Here is a 15,092-nt window from a genome sequence, read left to right on the forward strand (position 1 = left end):
TAAAAAAGAAGAAATGAATTATACAGAATTAGATGTTTGGAAATCCTCTAGGGAACTTGTGAAAAACGTTTATTTACTGAGCGATTTATTCCCTAAAGAAGAATTATACGCTTTAACGAATCAGCTAAAAAGATGTTCTATATCAATTCCATCAAATATTGCAGAAGGATTAGGACGACAATCTAACAAAGAAACTATTCATTTTTTATATATATCAAGAGGTTCTTTGTTTGAATTAGAAACGCAACTTTATTTAGCTTTTGATTTAAATGATATCTCTAAAGCGCAATTAGAGACTATTTTAATACAAGTAACATCTTGTAAAAAATTACTAAACGGATTCATTAATTATTTCAAATCCAAAGAATAACATGAGTGCACCCAACAACCAACAACCAACAACTAACAACCCTAAGTATTTAACGCTCTCTGGTTTAGAACCACTCGTAGTAACTCCTGAAAGTAATTTCATAAATATAGGTGAACGAACAAACGTTACTGGTTCTCGAAAATTTCTTCGTTTAATAAAAGAAGAAAAATACGATGAAGCTTTAGAAGTTGCCAGAGATCAAGTTGATGGTGGCGCACAAATTCTGGATGTTAATATGGACGAAGGCATGTTAGATGGTGTTTATGCCATGACGACCTTCTTAAACCTCATTGCTTCAGAGCCCGATATTTCTAGAATTCCATTAATGATTGATAGTTCTAAATGGGAAATTATCGAAGCTGGCTTGCAAGTTGCTCAAGGTAAATGTGTGGTTAATTCCATCAGTTTAAAAGAAGGAGAAGCGCAATTTAAGCACCAAGCGAAACTTATTAAGCGATATGGAGCCGCTGTTGTGGTGATGGCTTTTGATGAAGATGGCCAAGCCGATACTTACAACAGACGTATAGAAATTTGCCGACGTTCGTATCATATTTTGGTCAACGAACTTAAATTCCCGCCTCAAGATATCATCTTTGATCCTAATATATTTCCTGTAGCCACAGGCATGGATGAGCATCGTAGAAATGCACTCGACTTTTTTGAAGCCACCAAATGGATTCGCGAAAATCTACCTTATGCTAATGTTTCTGGAGGTGTCAGTAATGTGTCATTTTCTTTTAGAGGTAATAACGTTGTTCGTGAAGCGATGCACTCCTCTTTTTTATATCATGCGATTAAAAATGGTATGAATATGGGTATTGTTAACCCAACAATGCTTGAGATCTATGATGAAATAGATAAAGATTTATTAGAGCGTGTCGAAGATGTTTTATTCGATAGACGCGATGATGCTACAGAACGCTTATTGGATTATGCCGAATCGGTAAAAGGGCAGAAAAAAGAACAGGAAGATAAAGTCTTAGAGTGGCGAAGCGATCCTTTACAAGAACGAATTACACACGCTTTAGTTAAAGGTATTGATGCCTTTATTATAGAAGATGTTGAAGAAGCACGAAAAGCTTCAGAGAAACCGATTCATGTTATAGAAGGTCATTTAATGATTGGTATGAATGTGGTTGGTGATTTATTTGGAAGTGGTAAAATGTTTCTGCCTCAAGTGGTAAAATCGGCTCGCGTCATGAAAAAGGCAGTGGCCTATCTTCAACCCTTTATTGAAGCAGAAAAAGACGGAAAACAAGAATTTGCAGGACGAATTTTAATGGCAACCGTCAAAGGAGATGTGCATGATATTGGAAAGAATATTGTGAGTGTCGTTTTAGGTTGTAATAATTATGAAATCATTGACCTTGGAGTTATGGTTCCCCCTGAAAAAATTGTGGAAACCGCCATAAGAGAAAAGGTTGATATTATTGGGCTGAGCGGCTTAATTACACCATCGCTAGACGAAATGGTTTATGTCTCTAAAGCACTCGAAAAACAAAACGTAACAATTCCAATTATAATTGGGGGAGCTACAACCTCTAGAGCACATTCTGCCGTAAAAATAGCACCACATTATAGCAATACTGTTGTATATATTAACGATGCATCACGAGCGGTAACAGTAGTTGGTGATTTATTAAAAAAGGACAGTAAAATTTATAAAGATCAGATTCGCGAAGAGTATGATAAATTCCGAGAACAATTCTTAAAACGCACCAAGAAAAAAGAATATTTAACGATTGCTGAGGCCAGGAAAAACAAATTCAAAATTAATTGGAACACCTCTGAAATTGTAAAACCAAAACAATTAGGTATTCAAATAGTAGACGATTTTGACATTACCAAACTTGAAGATTTTATCGATTGGTCTCCATTTTTTAGAAGTTGGGATTTGCATGGAAAATATCCAGAGATTTTAACGGATGAAATCGTTGGTGAACAAGCCACTATATTATTTGCTGATGCACAAGAATTACTGAAACGTATTTTTGATGAAAAATTACTGAAGGCAAAAGGCATCTTCGGGTTGTTTGAAGCTAATACAGTGAATGATGATGATATTGAAATTACACTACCAGAAGGTCATGCTGAGCGCAGTCGAAATACATATGAGTTTTTAACCCTTCGTCAGCAATCTAAAAAAGCAGCAGGAAAACCCAACATTGCGTTATCAGATTTTATTGCTCCAAAAGCCACAGGAAAACAAGATTATATGGGATGTTTCTGTGTGTCTACAGGATTCGGAACTCATGAGTTAGCCGCAAAATTTGAAGCTGACCACGACGATTATAATTCCATTATGATTAAAGCTTTAGCCGATCGTTTAGCTGAAGCTTTTGCAGAATATTTACACAAAGAGGTACGAATTAACCATTGGAATTATACTGATGATGACAACTTAACTAACGATGATTTAATTAAAGAAAGTTACAAAGGAATCCGGCCTGCTCCAGGTTATCCTGCGTGTCCAGATCATTTAGAAAAGCAAACCATTTGGAAACTTTTAAATGTTGAAGAAAACATTGGTGTAAAACTAACCGAGAGTTTAGCGATGTGGCCAGCAGCCAGTGTCAGTGGTTATTATTTTGCCAATCCTGAAGCGCGCTATTTTGGATTAGGAAAAATAAAAGAAGATCAGGTTGAAGATTATAGTAAACGAAGAGAAATTTCAAATGAAGAAGCAACGAAATGGTTGAGTCCGAATATTGCAGATTAATTAGACTAAAATCTTAGACCTAGCAGGTTTCAAAAACCTAGCAGGTCTTTCACAACAGAGCAATCCTACAAGGTTTCAAAAACCCTATAGGGATCAATAAAATGTAACATTAAAGAGATACCCACTTTCGTGGGCAATTGATATGAAAGTAACAGACCACATAAAAAACGCCAACGGAAAAACACTATTTTCTTTTGAAATTATTCCACCAAAAAAAGGAAATAGCATTCAGCAACTCTATAATAATATTGAGCCTTTAATGGAATTTAAACCTCCTTTTATAGATGTTACCACCTCTAGAGAAGAGTATCTCTACATTGAAAAAGATGGCCTCTTGGATCGGAAAATCACGCGTATGCGACCTGGAACTGTTGGTATTTGTGCCGCTATAAAGCATAAATATGATGTTGATACTGTGCCACATGTATTGTGCGGTGGATTTACAAAAGAAGAGACTGAATACTTATTAGTAGATTGTCATTATTTAGGGATAAATAACGTGATGGCTTTGCGAGGAGATGCCATGAAGCATCAGCAATATTTTGAAGCCTGTGATGGCGGTCACCAATTTGCTAAAGGCTTAGTGAGTCAAATTCAAAATTTAAATAAAGGACATTATTTACACGATGTGCTTGAAGCAGATGATAAATCTGATTTTTGTATTGGTGTTGCTGGTTATCCTGAAAAACATATTGAATCACCTTCCTTAAGGACGGACTTAAAACGACTAAAAGAAAAAGTAGATGCTGGTGCCGATTACGTTGTGACTCAAATGTTTTTTGACAATAAAAAGTATTTTGATTTTGTTAAAGCAGCCAAAGCAGAAGGGATTAATGTACCCATAATTCCTGGTATTAAACCTATTGCCGTAAAGCGTCATTTACAATTATTACCTCAAGTGTTTAAAATTGATTTACCCGAAGATTTAATAGAAGCTGTAGACCGTTGTAAAACTAATGAACAGGTTAGACAAGTTGGTGTTGAATGGGCAATTACGCAATCTAAAGAGTTACAACAAGCCGGTGTCCCAGTGCTTCACTATTATTCGATGGGAAAGAGTGATAATGTAAAAGCTATTGCTTCTGAGTTATTCTAAACATGATGTCATTTATTTTTTCTTAGTCACAACATTCAATGTTAAACCCAAGACAATAAGTAAAATTCCTAAAACACTCCAAATGGTATAAATTTCTCCAAACCAAAACAAGCCAATTATCATGGTAAAAATAACTTCAAGATATTTAAGAGGAGCTACTTGATTGGTTTCTCCGGCTTGCATGGCTTTGGTCATATACAATTGAGCAAAATAGCCAAAGACACCTAAGCTTAATAAAACTAGCCATTCTTTACCCACAGGATTCACCCAATCGTTAATAGCTAACACACCACCAATAACGGCTGAAATAATCATAAAGTAATTGACCACAACTACGGGGTGGTCTTCACCTCCAATTTTTCGGATGGTAATGTAAACCAAACCGACAAACACTGCCGATATTAAGGCAAACACAATTCCTTTAATTTCCATTTCGGTATCAAATCCCTTCAACACAAGTACGCCTATAAATGCAATCAGAAAAAACAACCATTGTATCGGCTTTATTTTTTCTTTTAAGAATAACAAGGCAAAGAATGCGGCAAAGATTGGACCTATATATCGTATTGAAACCGCTGTTCCCATGGCAATATATTTTATAGACAAAAAGAATAATGTCATTGAAATGAGTCCGAAGATACTTCGCATTATCAATAATCCTTTTTTATTTCCTAGTAGGGAAATTTTATTTTTCAATAAAAATGGAAGTGTAAAAAATAACGACCCTATAGATCTAAAAAAGACAATTTGATAAACACTAAAATGGTCTAAAGATTTCACAAAAGCATTCATAAATGTAAATGCCAGCGCACTAATTATCATGTATTTTATGGCCTCTTTCAAAATCAACGTTATTTTAAAAAGTGTAGAATATATAATGGTTTAGAAACAGCAATTTACATATAAATTTACGTTCTAATGAACAAGTCTATATCTAATGATTGCTTAATTACTACATCAGAATTTATGGTAAAAGAAAAGAGCAACTTATATGGTTTTAAGTTGCCCTTTTAAGATTAATTAGACTATAAATTACTCAATTACAATACGTTTTGTTACTGTATTATTGCCAGAGTTTACTTTGAGTAAATAAATACCTGAAGACATCTCTGAAATATTGATAGTGTTATCAACTAAGCTAGAATACGTTTTTAATTTAGAACCTAAAATATTATATAACTCAACAGAATCTACTTGAGATTGATTTGATGATATAATAGTAATATTTGACTTAGCTGGATTAGGATAAACTTTTAAATTAGCAGCAGAGAACTCTTGTATAGATAAAGCATCTTGATTTATTACTGTTAAGTAATCAACTCTAATCTCATCCTCACCTGAAGACCATAACCAGGGTCTAGAATCACTAGCATCAGCAGGTGGTGTATTAGGCCTTCCAATACCTCTACCCATTATAGCAATACTTGTTTCTGAACCGCTATTAAAATCAAATTCATAAACAAGGTAATCAGAGTTACCTGGATGTACTTGTGTATCAATTGCAATATTGTTCGCTGCAAGTTCTGCAACTGTAATATCTATGTACCCAAAACCTGAAGTTGGCTTAATAGTAGCATCTGTATAATAAACAGGTGTATAACCAGATTCATAACCAGAACCTTTTAAAATACGCATTTCAATAGAACTTGGTGTAACGTCAGGGTCTGCACCATCATTAAATCTAACTGCATAAGTTAATTTATAATTGGTATTGGCTAATACCTCTACTTCTTGATAAATTAAATCAGATTCAAAATCATCAAATTTAACAGCACTATTAGGAGAGGTTAGTCCTGAGGCTGAAGTTTCCCCCTGATCACCTAAATCTTTATTTATCCAGTGAGAACAAGAACAATCACTTGTACCAGGTTCCTTTGGGATTTCAGCAAATGCATCATTTTGTACCACAGGATCCTGTGCCAAAATCGAGAAAGATGTCATTAGACATAATAAGAGTAATGTTTTATTCATAATTATTGTTTTAATAGATTAATTATTAGATTATTAAACTGGTTTACCAATCTGGTTTACCAAATATAACAAAAAAATCAAAAGAGATAACGTTTTCGTAATTAATTTAATAAAAAACCAAACCTTTTTTTAATTTTTTAAGAAATAACTGACATTAATATAATAAAATGAACAATATTTTAACAAATTTATCATTTACCCTAAAGCGATTTAGGCTGCTGGAAAATTAATCTTATATTGGTTAACCAATTTAATTTATCAATCTAAAACCGAATTATGAAAAGAAGATTATTTGCAGGACTAGCCTCTTGTCTTTTTATACAAATCTCCATTGCTCAGGTTACACTAAATGCTAATGAATCTGGAAATACTTATGAAGATATAAACGCTGCTTTAGCTCCGGGGTATAATGTTATTGAAGTCCCAGATTGTAATCATGCGGAATTTGGAAGACATATTGATGAACTCTTTGACACCGAATTAAATGCTAATGTGTTTCGATTTATAGCGCACAAAACACCAGATAATGATCGATGTCAAAATTTTGATAGACAACGAACAGAAATAAAAACCTATGATCAATCACCAGATTATTTAAAAGCGATAGCGGGCGAAATAGTAGAATACAGATGGAAGTTTAAATTATCTAGTGACTTTAAGGTATCACCGAACTTTACACATTTACATCAAATAAAATCTGTTGGTGGTCCTTATGCATCTATTCCTATGATAACACTTACGGCCAGAAAAGCAAATCCTGATCGTATAGAATTGAGATATACACCAACCACGAACCAAACTACTATTGAAACCGCTAATTTGGATCTATTTAGAGGGCATTGGGTAGAAGTTACTGAACGCATTACTTATGGGAATGAAGGCCATTACTCTATAAGTATTGATCGTATTTCAGATAATTTGTCAATTTTAAATTATATTAATGACGCTATAGACATGTGGCAAGATGGTGCTGATTTTGCAAGACCAAAATGGGGAATTTATAGAAGTCTGATTAATAGTGACGATTTACAAGATGAAGTCGTCCTATTTAACAATTTTAGTATTGAGGAAATAGAGCCTTTATCTCTTTTAGATATTGAATTACAAAATGAAGAAGTGCTATTGTTTCCTAACCCTACGAAAAATTTAGTTACTTTTAAAAATATTGAATTAGAGGATTATGATCATATACGATTCTATGATAGTTCTGGTAAAGACGTACCGATATTTAATCGACTCAACAATAACACATTAGATGTTTCTGATTTAGCAAAAGGTTTATATTACATCAACTTTATAAAATCTCAGAAATCAGTCCAAACCTTAAAATGTATTATTGAATAATTCTTTAAAATTTGAATTACCCTTTTAATACATTTAATAAACTAGTGTATGACAGGTCATTAATTTCCTCTACAGATTGATTACTATCTACATGAAGTAATTCAATAGGAAATGCATTATTTACGTAATTTGAGTTTTCCTTGCTTTCTGAAGACACCACGATGATTCCATCTATAGAGCCATCACTAAGACTTGTTACACAATTTAACTCTTTTGTATTAGAGTAAAAGGATTGGTAAAATAGAATTCTATAGCCAAAGCTTTCAGCCGACGTTTGTAAATGACTAAGAGAATGACTATAACAAGCTTTAGTTATATCTGGTACTATTACAGCAATGGAACCTGTTTTCTGCATTCTAAGCGAAACAGCATAATTATTTGGAACATAATTATACTGTTTTGCAATAGTTTTAATAGTTTCTCTTGTGCCTTTACTAATCTCAAGCTTATTATTTAAAGCTTTAGAAACTGTAGATATTGAATATCCTGATAAAAATGAAAGTTCTTTAATAGTTACAGCTGATGATTTCAATAGTTATGATTTTAAAGCACTAATTATACTTAATGCATTTTTAGTATCAGATTCAATTTTAGCTAAATCATACTTACCATCTGCACCTTTTGCAATTAATTTAGAGCCCATTCCTACACAAGTTACACCTGCATTAAACCAACCTTCTAAATTCTCTTTTGTTGGAGACACTCCACCTGTTGGCATAATACTCGTCCATGGCTGAGGGCCTTTAATTGCTTTAACAAACGCAGGGCCATAGATATCACCTGGAAATAACTTCACAACCTCACAGCCTAGCTCTTCAGCTCTACAGATCTCTGTTAATGTACCACAACCAGGAGACCATAATACTTTACGACGGTTACATACAATAGCAATATCTTCTCTAAAAACAGGAGTTACAATAAAATTTGCTCCTAAAGCCATAAAACGAGAAGCCGAAGCTGCGTCGGTTACTGAACCAACCCCCATTATCATGCCTGGCATTTCTTTTAAAACATACTTATTAAGCTCACCAAAAACTTCGTGAGCAAAATCTCCTCTTGCAGTAAATTCAAGTAAACGTGCACCACCATCATACGTTGCTTTAATTACTTTTTTACTAATCTCTAAATCTGCATTATAAAACAATGGCACCATACCAGTTTGTTTCATAACATTTACAACTTCTATTCTTGTATAATTTGCCATCTTATTATTACGAATTTTATCAGTTAATCTGAATAATTATTTTAAAAATGTAGTGTTGGTAAATTAAATAAACAATTTACCAACACTACTATAAACCTACTATCTAGCTACACGCCCAGATGCATCACCACCCATTAGTTTTTCAACTTCAGAAACGGTTACTAAATTCGCATCACCTTTGATTGTATGTTTTAAGCAAGACGCTGCAACAGCAAAGTCTAATGCGTTTTGATCGTCTTCAGGATATTTTAATAATCCGTAGATTAAGCCACCCATAAATGAATCACCACCACCAACACGATCAACGATATCTGTGATTTGGTATTGACGTGTCTCGTACATTTTTTTACCATCGTATAACACACCAGCCCATGTATTATGAGACGCGGAAATAGACCCTCTTAAGGTTGTAATTACCTTTTTAGCTCTTGGGAATTTCTCCATCATTTGCTTACAAACAGACAAGAACGCTTCTGCTTTTACATCGTGTCCTTGCGTTGTGATATCTAAACCTTCTGGCTTAATATTAAAGTGCTTTTCTGCATCTTCTTCGTTTCCTAAAACAACATCACAATATGACGTTAATTCAGTCATTATTTTTTCTCTATGTGCTTCATCACAGAACGTCCAAAGCTTAGCTCTGTAGTTTAAATCTGTAGAGATCGTCACTCCCATTTCACTAGCTACTTTTACAGCTTCTAAGCAGGCATCTGCTGCACCCTGAGAGATTGCAGGTGTAATACCTGTCCAATGAAACCAAGCCACATCTTTAAAAACAGATTTCCAATCTACCATGCCTGGTGTAATTTCAGAAATTGCAGAATGTGCTCTATCATATACAACTTTAGATCCTCTACTTACAGCTCCCGTTTCTAAGAAATAAATACCCAAACGGTCTCCACCATAAATAATTTTATCTACACCAACTCCTCTTTTACGCATTTCCATCATTGCACATTCTCCAATATCATTCTTTGGTAAACGTGTTACAAAATCAACAGGTACACCATAATTTGCTAAAGAAACAGCAACGTTAGATTCTCCACCACCGTAGATGGCATCAAAATTATTTGCTTGTGAAAATCTTAAAAAACCTTGAGGTGCTAATCTTAGCATAATTTCTCCAAAAGTGACTACTTTTTTCATTCTGAATATTTGTTTATTTAGTTATAAAATTATTTTGCTTAATCGATTAACCAATAGATTTAAAAATAAATCAAAACGTACAAGTTTTGATTCTTAGAGTTAAACTATTATATTTGCTTAATCGATTAAGCAAATATATAAAAACTTGGCGAATAAAAAAAGAACTACCTTAAAAGACATTGCAAACGTCTTAAACATTTCACCTGCCGCTGTTTCTAAAGCTATGCATGATGATTCGCGGATTAGTGATAAAACAAAAAAAGCAGTTAAACGTATTGCTAAAGAATTAGATTACCAACCTAATCATTTGGCGAGCGCCTTACGAAAAGGAAAAAGTAATTTAGTAGGCGTTATTGTACCGAGAACCAATAGTAATTTCTTTTCATCTGTTTTAGAACATATGGAAGCTGTGCTTAATAAAGCAGGATACAATATTATTATCACACAATCTAATGAGTCTTTTGATAAAGAATGTAAAAATATAGATACCTTACTATTTACGCAGGTTGATGGTATTATTGCGTCTATGGCAAATGAAACCGTTGATTTATCTCATTACGAAAAAATAAAATCAAAAGGCATTCCATTAATATTATTTGATCGCGGTGAAAATGACTTGAATGTCGATTATGTCGGAATCAATGATTATGACAGTAGTCATATGATTGTTGAACATTTAGTTGAAAAGGGGTGTAAACGGATTGCACATATCGGTGGTTATCGAAGGACCCGTATTTTTAATAACCGAATTAAAGGTTATGTTGATGCTTTAAAGAAAAATGATCTCCCAATAGACGATAGTTTAATCATTGAAAGTTCTTTAACACTTGAAGATGGTAGACGAGAAATGGAACGATTACTTCAACTAGAGAACAGACCTGATGCTATATATGTCGCAAGTGATTATGCCGCTCTAGGAGCTTTGCAAATTCTGAATGAAAATGAGATTAATGTGCCAGAGACAATTCGATTAATTGGTTTTGGAAACGAACTGTTTACATCATTAGTTACACCATCTATATCTAGCATAGAACAACATAGTAAAGATATTGGGCGTCTTGCTGCTGAAACATTTCTTAAACGCGTTAATGAACCAGAACTAAAGCAAAGCTTAAATAAAATAATCTTGAAAGCTGAATTAATTGTTAGGGATTCTTCCAAATAAACAAAGCGTTATTGTATCTCTACAATAACGCTTTTTTAATATAATTTTTATCTTCAGTATTAGATACCTAAAGCTTGTCCACCACCAATTTGAATAGTTTCAGCTGTGATAAATGACGCATCTTTACTAGCTAAGAAAGAAATAACACCAGAAACATCTTCTGGTTGACCTAATCTTCCTAACATAATATTATTAGCCCATGATGCAAAAACTTCTGGCTTCGTCGCTTTAATTTGCGCGTGGAATGGCGTATCAATTGTACCTGGAGATACAGCATTTACTCTAATTCCGTATTCTGCTAAATCTTTTGCTAAGGCTCTAGTTATTGCATGAACACCAGCTTTAGATGTTCCGTAAATTCCAGCTCCTGGTCCACCTGCAGTCCATCCTGCATTAGATGTATAGTTAATTATAGACGGATGATCCCCTTTTTTCAAGTATGGTATCGCTGCTCTTGAAGCAAAGAATACTGAATCAAGGTTAAGTGCCATTACGTTTCTGTAAAACTCAGTTGTCATTTCTTCAAAACGAGATCTACCACCTAATCCACCAGCATTATTTACGAGTACATCTATTCTTCCGTATTTATCACCAATTTTTTTGATGTTTGCCGCTACCTCATCTTCTTTAGTAACATCAAACCCGTAATACTCTGCATTGATGCCTTCTGCAGCAAGTTCTTTAATTCTTTCTGCACCAGCATTATCATCAATACCATTTAAAAATACAGTATATCCATCTTTACCTAATCGTTTTGCTACTTCAAAACCAATACCTCCTGTTGCTCCTGTAACTATAGCAACTTTTCCTTTATTCTCACTCATCTTTATTAATTTAATATATATAATTATGTTATACTTTTCTCATTACTGGTTTTACTTTCGGAATAAATAACCACACGCTAGCTACCGTTAATAGTGATAACGTTGCACCAATTATAAAAGCGGGTGTGTAATTCCCACCACTGGTTAACCATGGTACTAAATAAGTTAAACCAGCTGCCGTAAGTTTAGCCGCCATACCAGAAAAACCTGCTAAAGAACCTACTGTTTTTCCACTAAAAAGATCACTAGGTAATGTCTGAACATTCCCAATTGCTGTTTGAAAACCAAATAAAATAATGGCCATTAATATCACAGCTGTTGTAGCACCTGGATTTTGCATATCTGTTATACTCATGTCCACAGCTCCAATATTATTTAAGAAGCTAATTACAGCTGTTTCAATACCAAGTGGATTAGCCATTGCTAATAATGCTGGTAGCATTACGAAACAACCTAGTGTAATTACCATTTTACGTGTTTTATCAACATTCCAGCCTTTTTTAAGCTTATTTCGAGCTAAAATACCACCATAATAAGCTCCTACCATTGCACCTGCATAAGGCACCCATCCGTATAATGCCATTGACTTTACATCCATAGCAAAAACTTCATTCAGATAAATTGGTATCCAAAAAACAAATAGCCACCAAATTGGATCGATTGCTGCTGAAGCTAATATGACACCCCAACTTTGTTTATGGCCCAATAACTCTCCTGTATTAGGGTTGTATTCTTGATCTTCTACTCCATCACCATCAAAATCTTCATTTTTTTGGCCTGTTAAAATATATTCACGTTCCTCATCTGTAATCCATGGGTGATCGCTAGGACCTGATTTTACTAAAATCCACCATGGTATCAACCAAAGCAAACCTGCTAAACCGATAAAAATAAATATAGCTTTCCAGTTAAAATATATTGATAACGTAGCGATTAATGGAATAGAAACTATACCGCCAATAGCGGCACCAGAATTAAAAATTCCTTGTGCAAGGGCACGTTCTTTGGTAGGAAACCATTCTGCATTTCCTTTCGTTGCACCAGGCCAGTTTCCGGCTTCAGAAACACCTAGTATGGCACGGAATATCCCAAAACTTAAAATACCACTCGCAAAAGCATGTAATGCCGTAGCAATAGACCAAACACCAATTGAGAGTACAAATCCCATTCTTGTACCAACCCAATCGAAAATCTTTCCAAATATGGCTTGTCCAAAAGCGTAAGAAAAAACAAAGATGATTGAAATTAAGGCATATATTTCTTTTGTCTCATCTGCTGTGTGTCCTGGATATAAATCTTTTGCAATTTCTGGCCAAAGCACACTTAAAGACGTACGATCAATATAATTGATGATAGTCGCAATAGCAATTAATGCAACTATCCACCATCTCAATCCTTTTAATTTTTTCCCTGCTTTTTTCATTTATTTTGAATTAAGTTGACTTTTTAATATTATAACAATACTGATATAACACAGTAAAGTGATCTTTCATTTTTTGTTTTGCTAGCTTAGGATCTTGCTTTTTAATAGCTTCAAAAATATCCTGGTGCTCTGAAATACTTAGGTTAGCTAATTTCTTATCGCACACATGGTACTTTTCAAAATTAGTTATGATTTCAGGCGTAATTATTAACATAAAATTATTCATTATACTATTTCCACTAGCTCTAGCTATAGCTAAGTGAAATAACAAATCTTCTTGTACAGCGTCTTCACCTCTTAATACCTTTTCCGAATACGCATCTAAAGCTTCTTTTATCTTCTCTAAATCTTCTTCTGTTCTCCTAAGTGACGCTAAGCGAACTGTTTTGAGTTCTAATAAAATTCTGGTCTCGACTAAAGATTTAAAATCTGGATCCTCTAATCTAAGAATATCCTCAATCATGCCGTTCATCGCAATAACTCCAATATTAGCTACAAATGTTCCACTTTGCGGAATTGAATCGAGTAGCCCATATAATTCAAGTTTTTGAATTGCTTCTCTAACATTACTGCGGGACACTTCGAATTTTTCAGATAACATTCGTTCAGAAGGTAGCTTATCCCCTGGTTCAAGATTTTTAAAATTTATAAGCTCACCTATTTTAGAAATTATGGACTTTTGTGTATCGAGACTATCTACTTTTGCTAATATTTTTAATTTCATATTTTAAAAACTTATAAATTGGTTAACCAGATTACAAGGGCTAAAGTTATGTAAATAATAATAAAAGAGGAACATAAATAGGACTATTTATTAGCGCTCAAAGAATCCTACTTATACAACTAAACAACCGTAGAATTCAATAAGCGACTAACTCAAAACACATCTTTTAATGGCTCACTTCTAACTCATAAAAATTTACTTTAGCAAAGGCTCCTTCATCTCTAGATTGGAAATAATTTCCTGCTTTAAAATAGTTTTCAAATACTCCCCATTTCTTAATGTGAATACTTTCATAAGATTTAAACTCAGTGTTATTTAAAATAATTAACATTTTGCCATCTGTAACTTGAACTTCTAAGGTGAATTTTTTAAAACCAACTTCTTGTTCAAAATTAAAACCATCATCATCATCCCAAGCATCATCATGTAATATCTCAGTATCTGAGGCACTAAGGTTTTTTAGAACTTTAGATTTTACTCTTATTTTACCTTTATCCCAATAGATTTTAAGTATTGGAGGAGCGTTGTTATCATCTTCTCCAATTAAATCGCGTTGTTCATTGGTTAATCTTCCATGGATTTGCATGATAATGACACGATGGTATTTGCCATCTGAATCTCTAGTAACATCCTCCATTTGCAACTTCCCTTTCATGTTACCACCTTGCTTAAACGTCCAATTGACATTATTTTCACCTGGTACCATTTGCTCTCTTAACTCTGACCTTGTATATTTTGTATTCTTGGTCTTAGAATCCGTTGGCATGGCATGAAACACAATGGCTCCTTTAGTGGAATCTATATACATATAAGGTTTTGCAATCTCGTTATTAGCAAAATCTAAAATCTCTGGTGGGTCTATTTCATAAGGCCTCCCCTTTTCATTTGCCACTGGTAATGTTACTTTCCAATGACTAAGATCTATTTTTGGGAGTTTTACTTTTTTCTTTTTCCCTTTCTTCTTTTTACTCTTCTTGCTCTTTTTATTTTCAATTTTTTTATCCGACTCTGTAACGTTACTTTCCGTGTTTTGAGAAGTAACGTTAACAGATACAAATGCCATCAGTAAAAAAACTAATAAATTTTTTCGGAAATTTTTCATCGTG

Annotated in this window: 14 protein-coding genes; 5 read left to right on the forward strand and 9 right to left on the reverse strand. The window is 33.8% G+C overall.

The features are described 5' to 3' along the window. Positions 1–13 precede the first annotated feature (13 nt). The 3 genes from DFQ09_RS11935 to metF all read left to right on the forward strand — a co-directional run bounded on the left by DFQ09_RS11935 (position 14) and on the right by metF (position 4,185). Entirely contained in the window at positions 14–370 is a 357-nt protein-coding gene (locus DFQ09_RS11935; RefSeq protein ID WP_115810905.1) for a four helix bundle protein, read from the forward strand. 1 nt (position 371) lies between these two features. Further along, positions 372–3,089, forward strand: coding sequence for a methionine synthase (metH, locus tag DFQ09_RS11940; RefSeq protein ID WP_115810622.1), 2,718 nt, complete (start codon positions 372–374; stop codon positions 3,087–3,089). 142 nt (positions 3,090–3,231) lie between these two features. Continuing rightward, positions 3,232–4,185 (forward strand): methylenetetrahydrofolate reductase [NAD(P)H], encoded by a 954-nt coding sequence (metF, locus tag DFQ09_RS11945; RefSeq protein WP_115810624.1) that lies wholly within the window; start codon positions 3,232–3,234, stop codon positions 4,183–4,185. Positions 4,186–4,197: 12 nt separating this feature from the next. On the opposite strand, the gene DFQ09_RS11950 is transcribed toward metF, so the two are convergent. Beyond that, on the reverse strand, positions 4,198–5,007 hold the full coding sequence (locus DFQ09_RS11950) for a DMT family transporter (RefSeq protein WP_115810626.1): 810 nt from the start codon (positions 5,005–5,007) through the stop codon (positions 4,198–4,200). Between the two features lie 210 nt (positions 5,008–5,217). Then, a complete protein-coding gene (locus tag DFQ09_RS11955) occupies positions 5,218–6,156 on the reverse strand; it encodes a T9SS type A sorting domain-containing protein (protein ID WP_115810628.1) in 939 nt (312 codons plus the stop codon). Between the two features lie 276 nt (positions 6,157–6,432). Here DFQ09_RS11955 and DFQ09_RS11960 point away from each other — a divergent pair, with 276 nt between their 5' ends. Next, positions 6,433–7,500, forward strand: coding sequence for a T9SS type A sorting domain-containing protein (locus DFQ09_RS11960; RefSeq protein WP_115810630.1), 1,068 nt, complete (start codon positions 6,433–6,435; stop codon positions 7,498–7,500). A 16-nt stretch (positions 7,501–7,516) separates the two neighbouring features. Here the strand turns inward: DFQ09_RS11960 and DFQ09_RS11965 are convergent, their stop codons facing one another. The 3 genes from DFQ09_RS11965 to DFQ09_RS11975 all read right to left on the reverse strand — a co-directional run bounded on the left by DFQ09_RS11965 (position 7,517) and on the right by DFQ09_RS11975 (position 9,850). Continuing rightward, positions 7,517–8,032, reverse strand: coding sequence for a LacI family DNA-binding transcriptional regulator (locus DFQ09_RS11965; protein WP_115810632.1), 516 nt, complete (start codon positions 8,030–8,032; stop codon positions 7,517–7,519). A 3-nt stretch (positions 8,033–8,035) separates the two neighbouring features. Next, on the reverse strand, positions 8,036–8,704 hold the full coding sequence (locus tag DFQ09_RS11970; RefSeq protein ID WP_115810634.1) for a bifunctional 4-hydroxy-2-oxoglutarate aldolase/2-dehydro-3-deoxy-phosphogluconate aldolase: 669 nt from the start codon (positions 8,702–8,704) through the stop codon (positions 8,036–8,038). Between the two features lie 99 nt (positions 8,705–8,803). Further along, positions 8,804–9,850, reverse strand: a complete 1,047-nt coding sequence (locus tag DFQ09_RS11975; protein ID WP_115810636.1) for a sugar kinase — start codon at positions 9,848–9,850, stop codon at positions 8,804–8,806. A 145-nt stretch (positions 9,851–9,995) separates the two neighbouring features. Between DFQ09_RS11975 and DFQ09_RS11980 the strand changes: the two genes are divergently transcribed. Beyond that, positions 9,996–11,015 carry a LacI family DNA-binding transcriptional regulator gene (locus tag DFQ09_RS11980; RefSeq protein ID WP_115810638.1) on the forward strand — a complete coding sequence of 340 codons (1,020 nt, stop codon included), beginning with the start codon at positions 9,996–9,998 and terminating at the stop codon, positions 11,013–11,015. A gap of 59 nt (positions 11,016–11,074) precedes the next feature. Here DFQ09_RS11980 and DFQ09_RS11985 read toward each other — a convergent pair whose 3' ends face one another. From DFQ09_RS11985 to DFQ09_RS12000, 4 genes are all read right to left on the reverse strand, one after another. Then, positions 11,075–11,839, reverse strand: coding sequence for an SDR family NAD(P)-dependent oxidoreductase (locus DFQ09_RS11985; RefSeq protein WP_115810640.1), 765 nt, complete (start codon positions 11,837–11,839; stop codon positions 11,075–11,077). Positions 11,840–11,867: 28 nt separating this feature from the next. Beyond that, a complete protein-coding gene (locus tag DFQ09_RS11990) occupies positions 11,868–13,262 on the reverse strand; it encodes an MFS transporter (RefSeq protein WP_115810642.1) in 1,395 nt (464 codons plus the stop codon). 10 nt (positions 13,263–13,272) lie between these two features. Then, the gene (locus DFQ09_RS11995; RefSeq protein WP_115810644.1) at positions 13,273–13,986 is read right to left on the reverse strand and encodes a FadR/GntR family transcriptional regulator; all 714 of its coding nucleotides are present in this window, start codon (positions 13,984–13,986) and stop codon (positions 13,273–13,275) included. A gap of 166 nt (positions 13,987–14,152) precedes the next feature. Then, complete coding sequence (locus tag DFQ09_RS12000; protein ID WP_115810646.1) at positions 14,153–15,088, reverse strand: polysaccharide lyase family 7 protein; 936 nt, start codon at positions 15,086–15,088, stop codon at positions 14,153–14,155. Positions 15,089–15,092 lie beyond the last annotated feature (4 nt).

Origin of the sequence: Winogradskyella pacifica, from assembly GCF_003386275.1 — a bacterium.
Classification (GTDB): domain Bacteria; phylum Bacteroidota; class Bacteroidia; order Flavobacteriales; family Flavobacteriaceae; genus Winogradskyella; species Winogradskyella pacifica.

Coding starts and splice junctions, on each gene's coding strand:
- DFQ09_RS11935 (WP_115810905.1), top strand. CDS start 14: ATGAATTATACAGAATTAGATGTTTGGAAATCCTCTAGGGAACTTGTG.
- DFQ09_RS12000 (WP_115810646.1), bottom strand. CDS start 15,088: ATGAAAAATTTCCGAAAAAATTTATTAGTTTTTTTACTGATGGCATTT.
- metH (WP_115810622.1), top strand. CDS start 372: ATGAGTGCACCCAACAACCAACAACCAACAACTAACAACCCTAAGTAT.
- DFQ09_RS11960 (WP_115810630.1), top strand. CDS start 6,433: ATGAAAAGAAGATTATTTGCAGGACTAGCCTCTTGTCTTTTTATACAA.
- DFQ09_RS11975 (WP_115810636.1), bottom strand. CDS start 9,850: ATGAAAAAAGTAGTCACTTTTGGAGAAATTATGCTAAGATTAGCACCT.
- DFQ09_RS11985 (WP_115810640.1), bottom strand. CDS start 11,839: ATGAGTGAGAATAAAGGAAAAGTTGCTATAGTTACAGGAGCAACAGGA.
- DFQ09_RS11970 (WP_115810634.1), bottom strand. CDS start 8,704: ATGGCAAATTATACAAGAATAGAAGTTGTAAATGTTATGAAACAAACT.
- DFQ09_RS11950 (WP_115810626.1), bottom strand. CDS start 5,007: ATGATAATTAGTGCGCTGGCATTTACATTTATGAATGCTTTTGTGAAA.
- DFQ09_RS11990 (WP_115810642.1), bottom strand. CDS start 13,262: ATGAAAAAAGCAGGGAAAAAATTAAAAGGATTGAGATGGTGGATAGTT.
- metF (WP_115810624.1), top strand. CDS start 3,232: ATGAAAGTAACAGACCACATAAAAAACGCCAACGGAAAAACACTATTT.
- DFQ09_RS11955 (WP_115810628.1), bottom strand. CDS start 6,156: ATGAATAAAACATTACTCTTATTATGTCTAATGACATCTTTCTCGATT.
- DFQ09_RS11995 (WP_115810644.1), bottom strand. CDS start 13,986: ATGAAATTAAAAATATTAGCAAAAGTAGATAGTCTCGATACACAAAAG.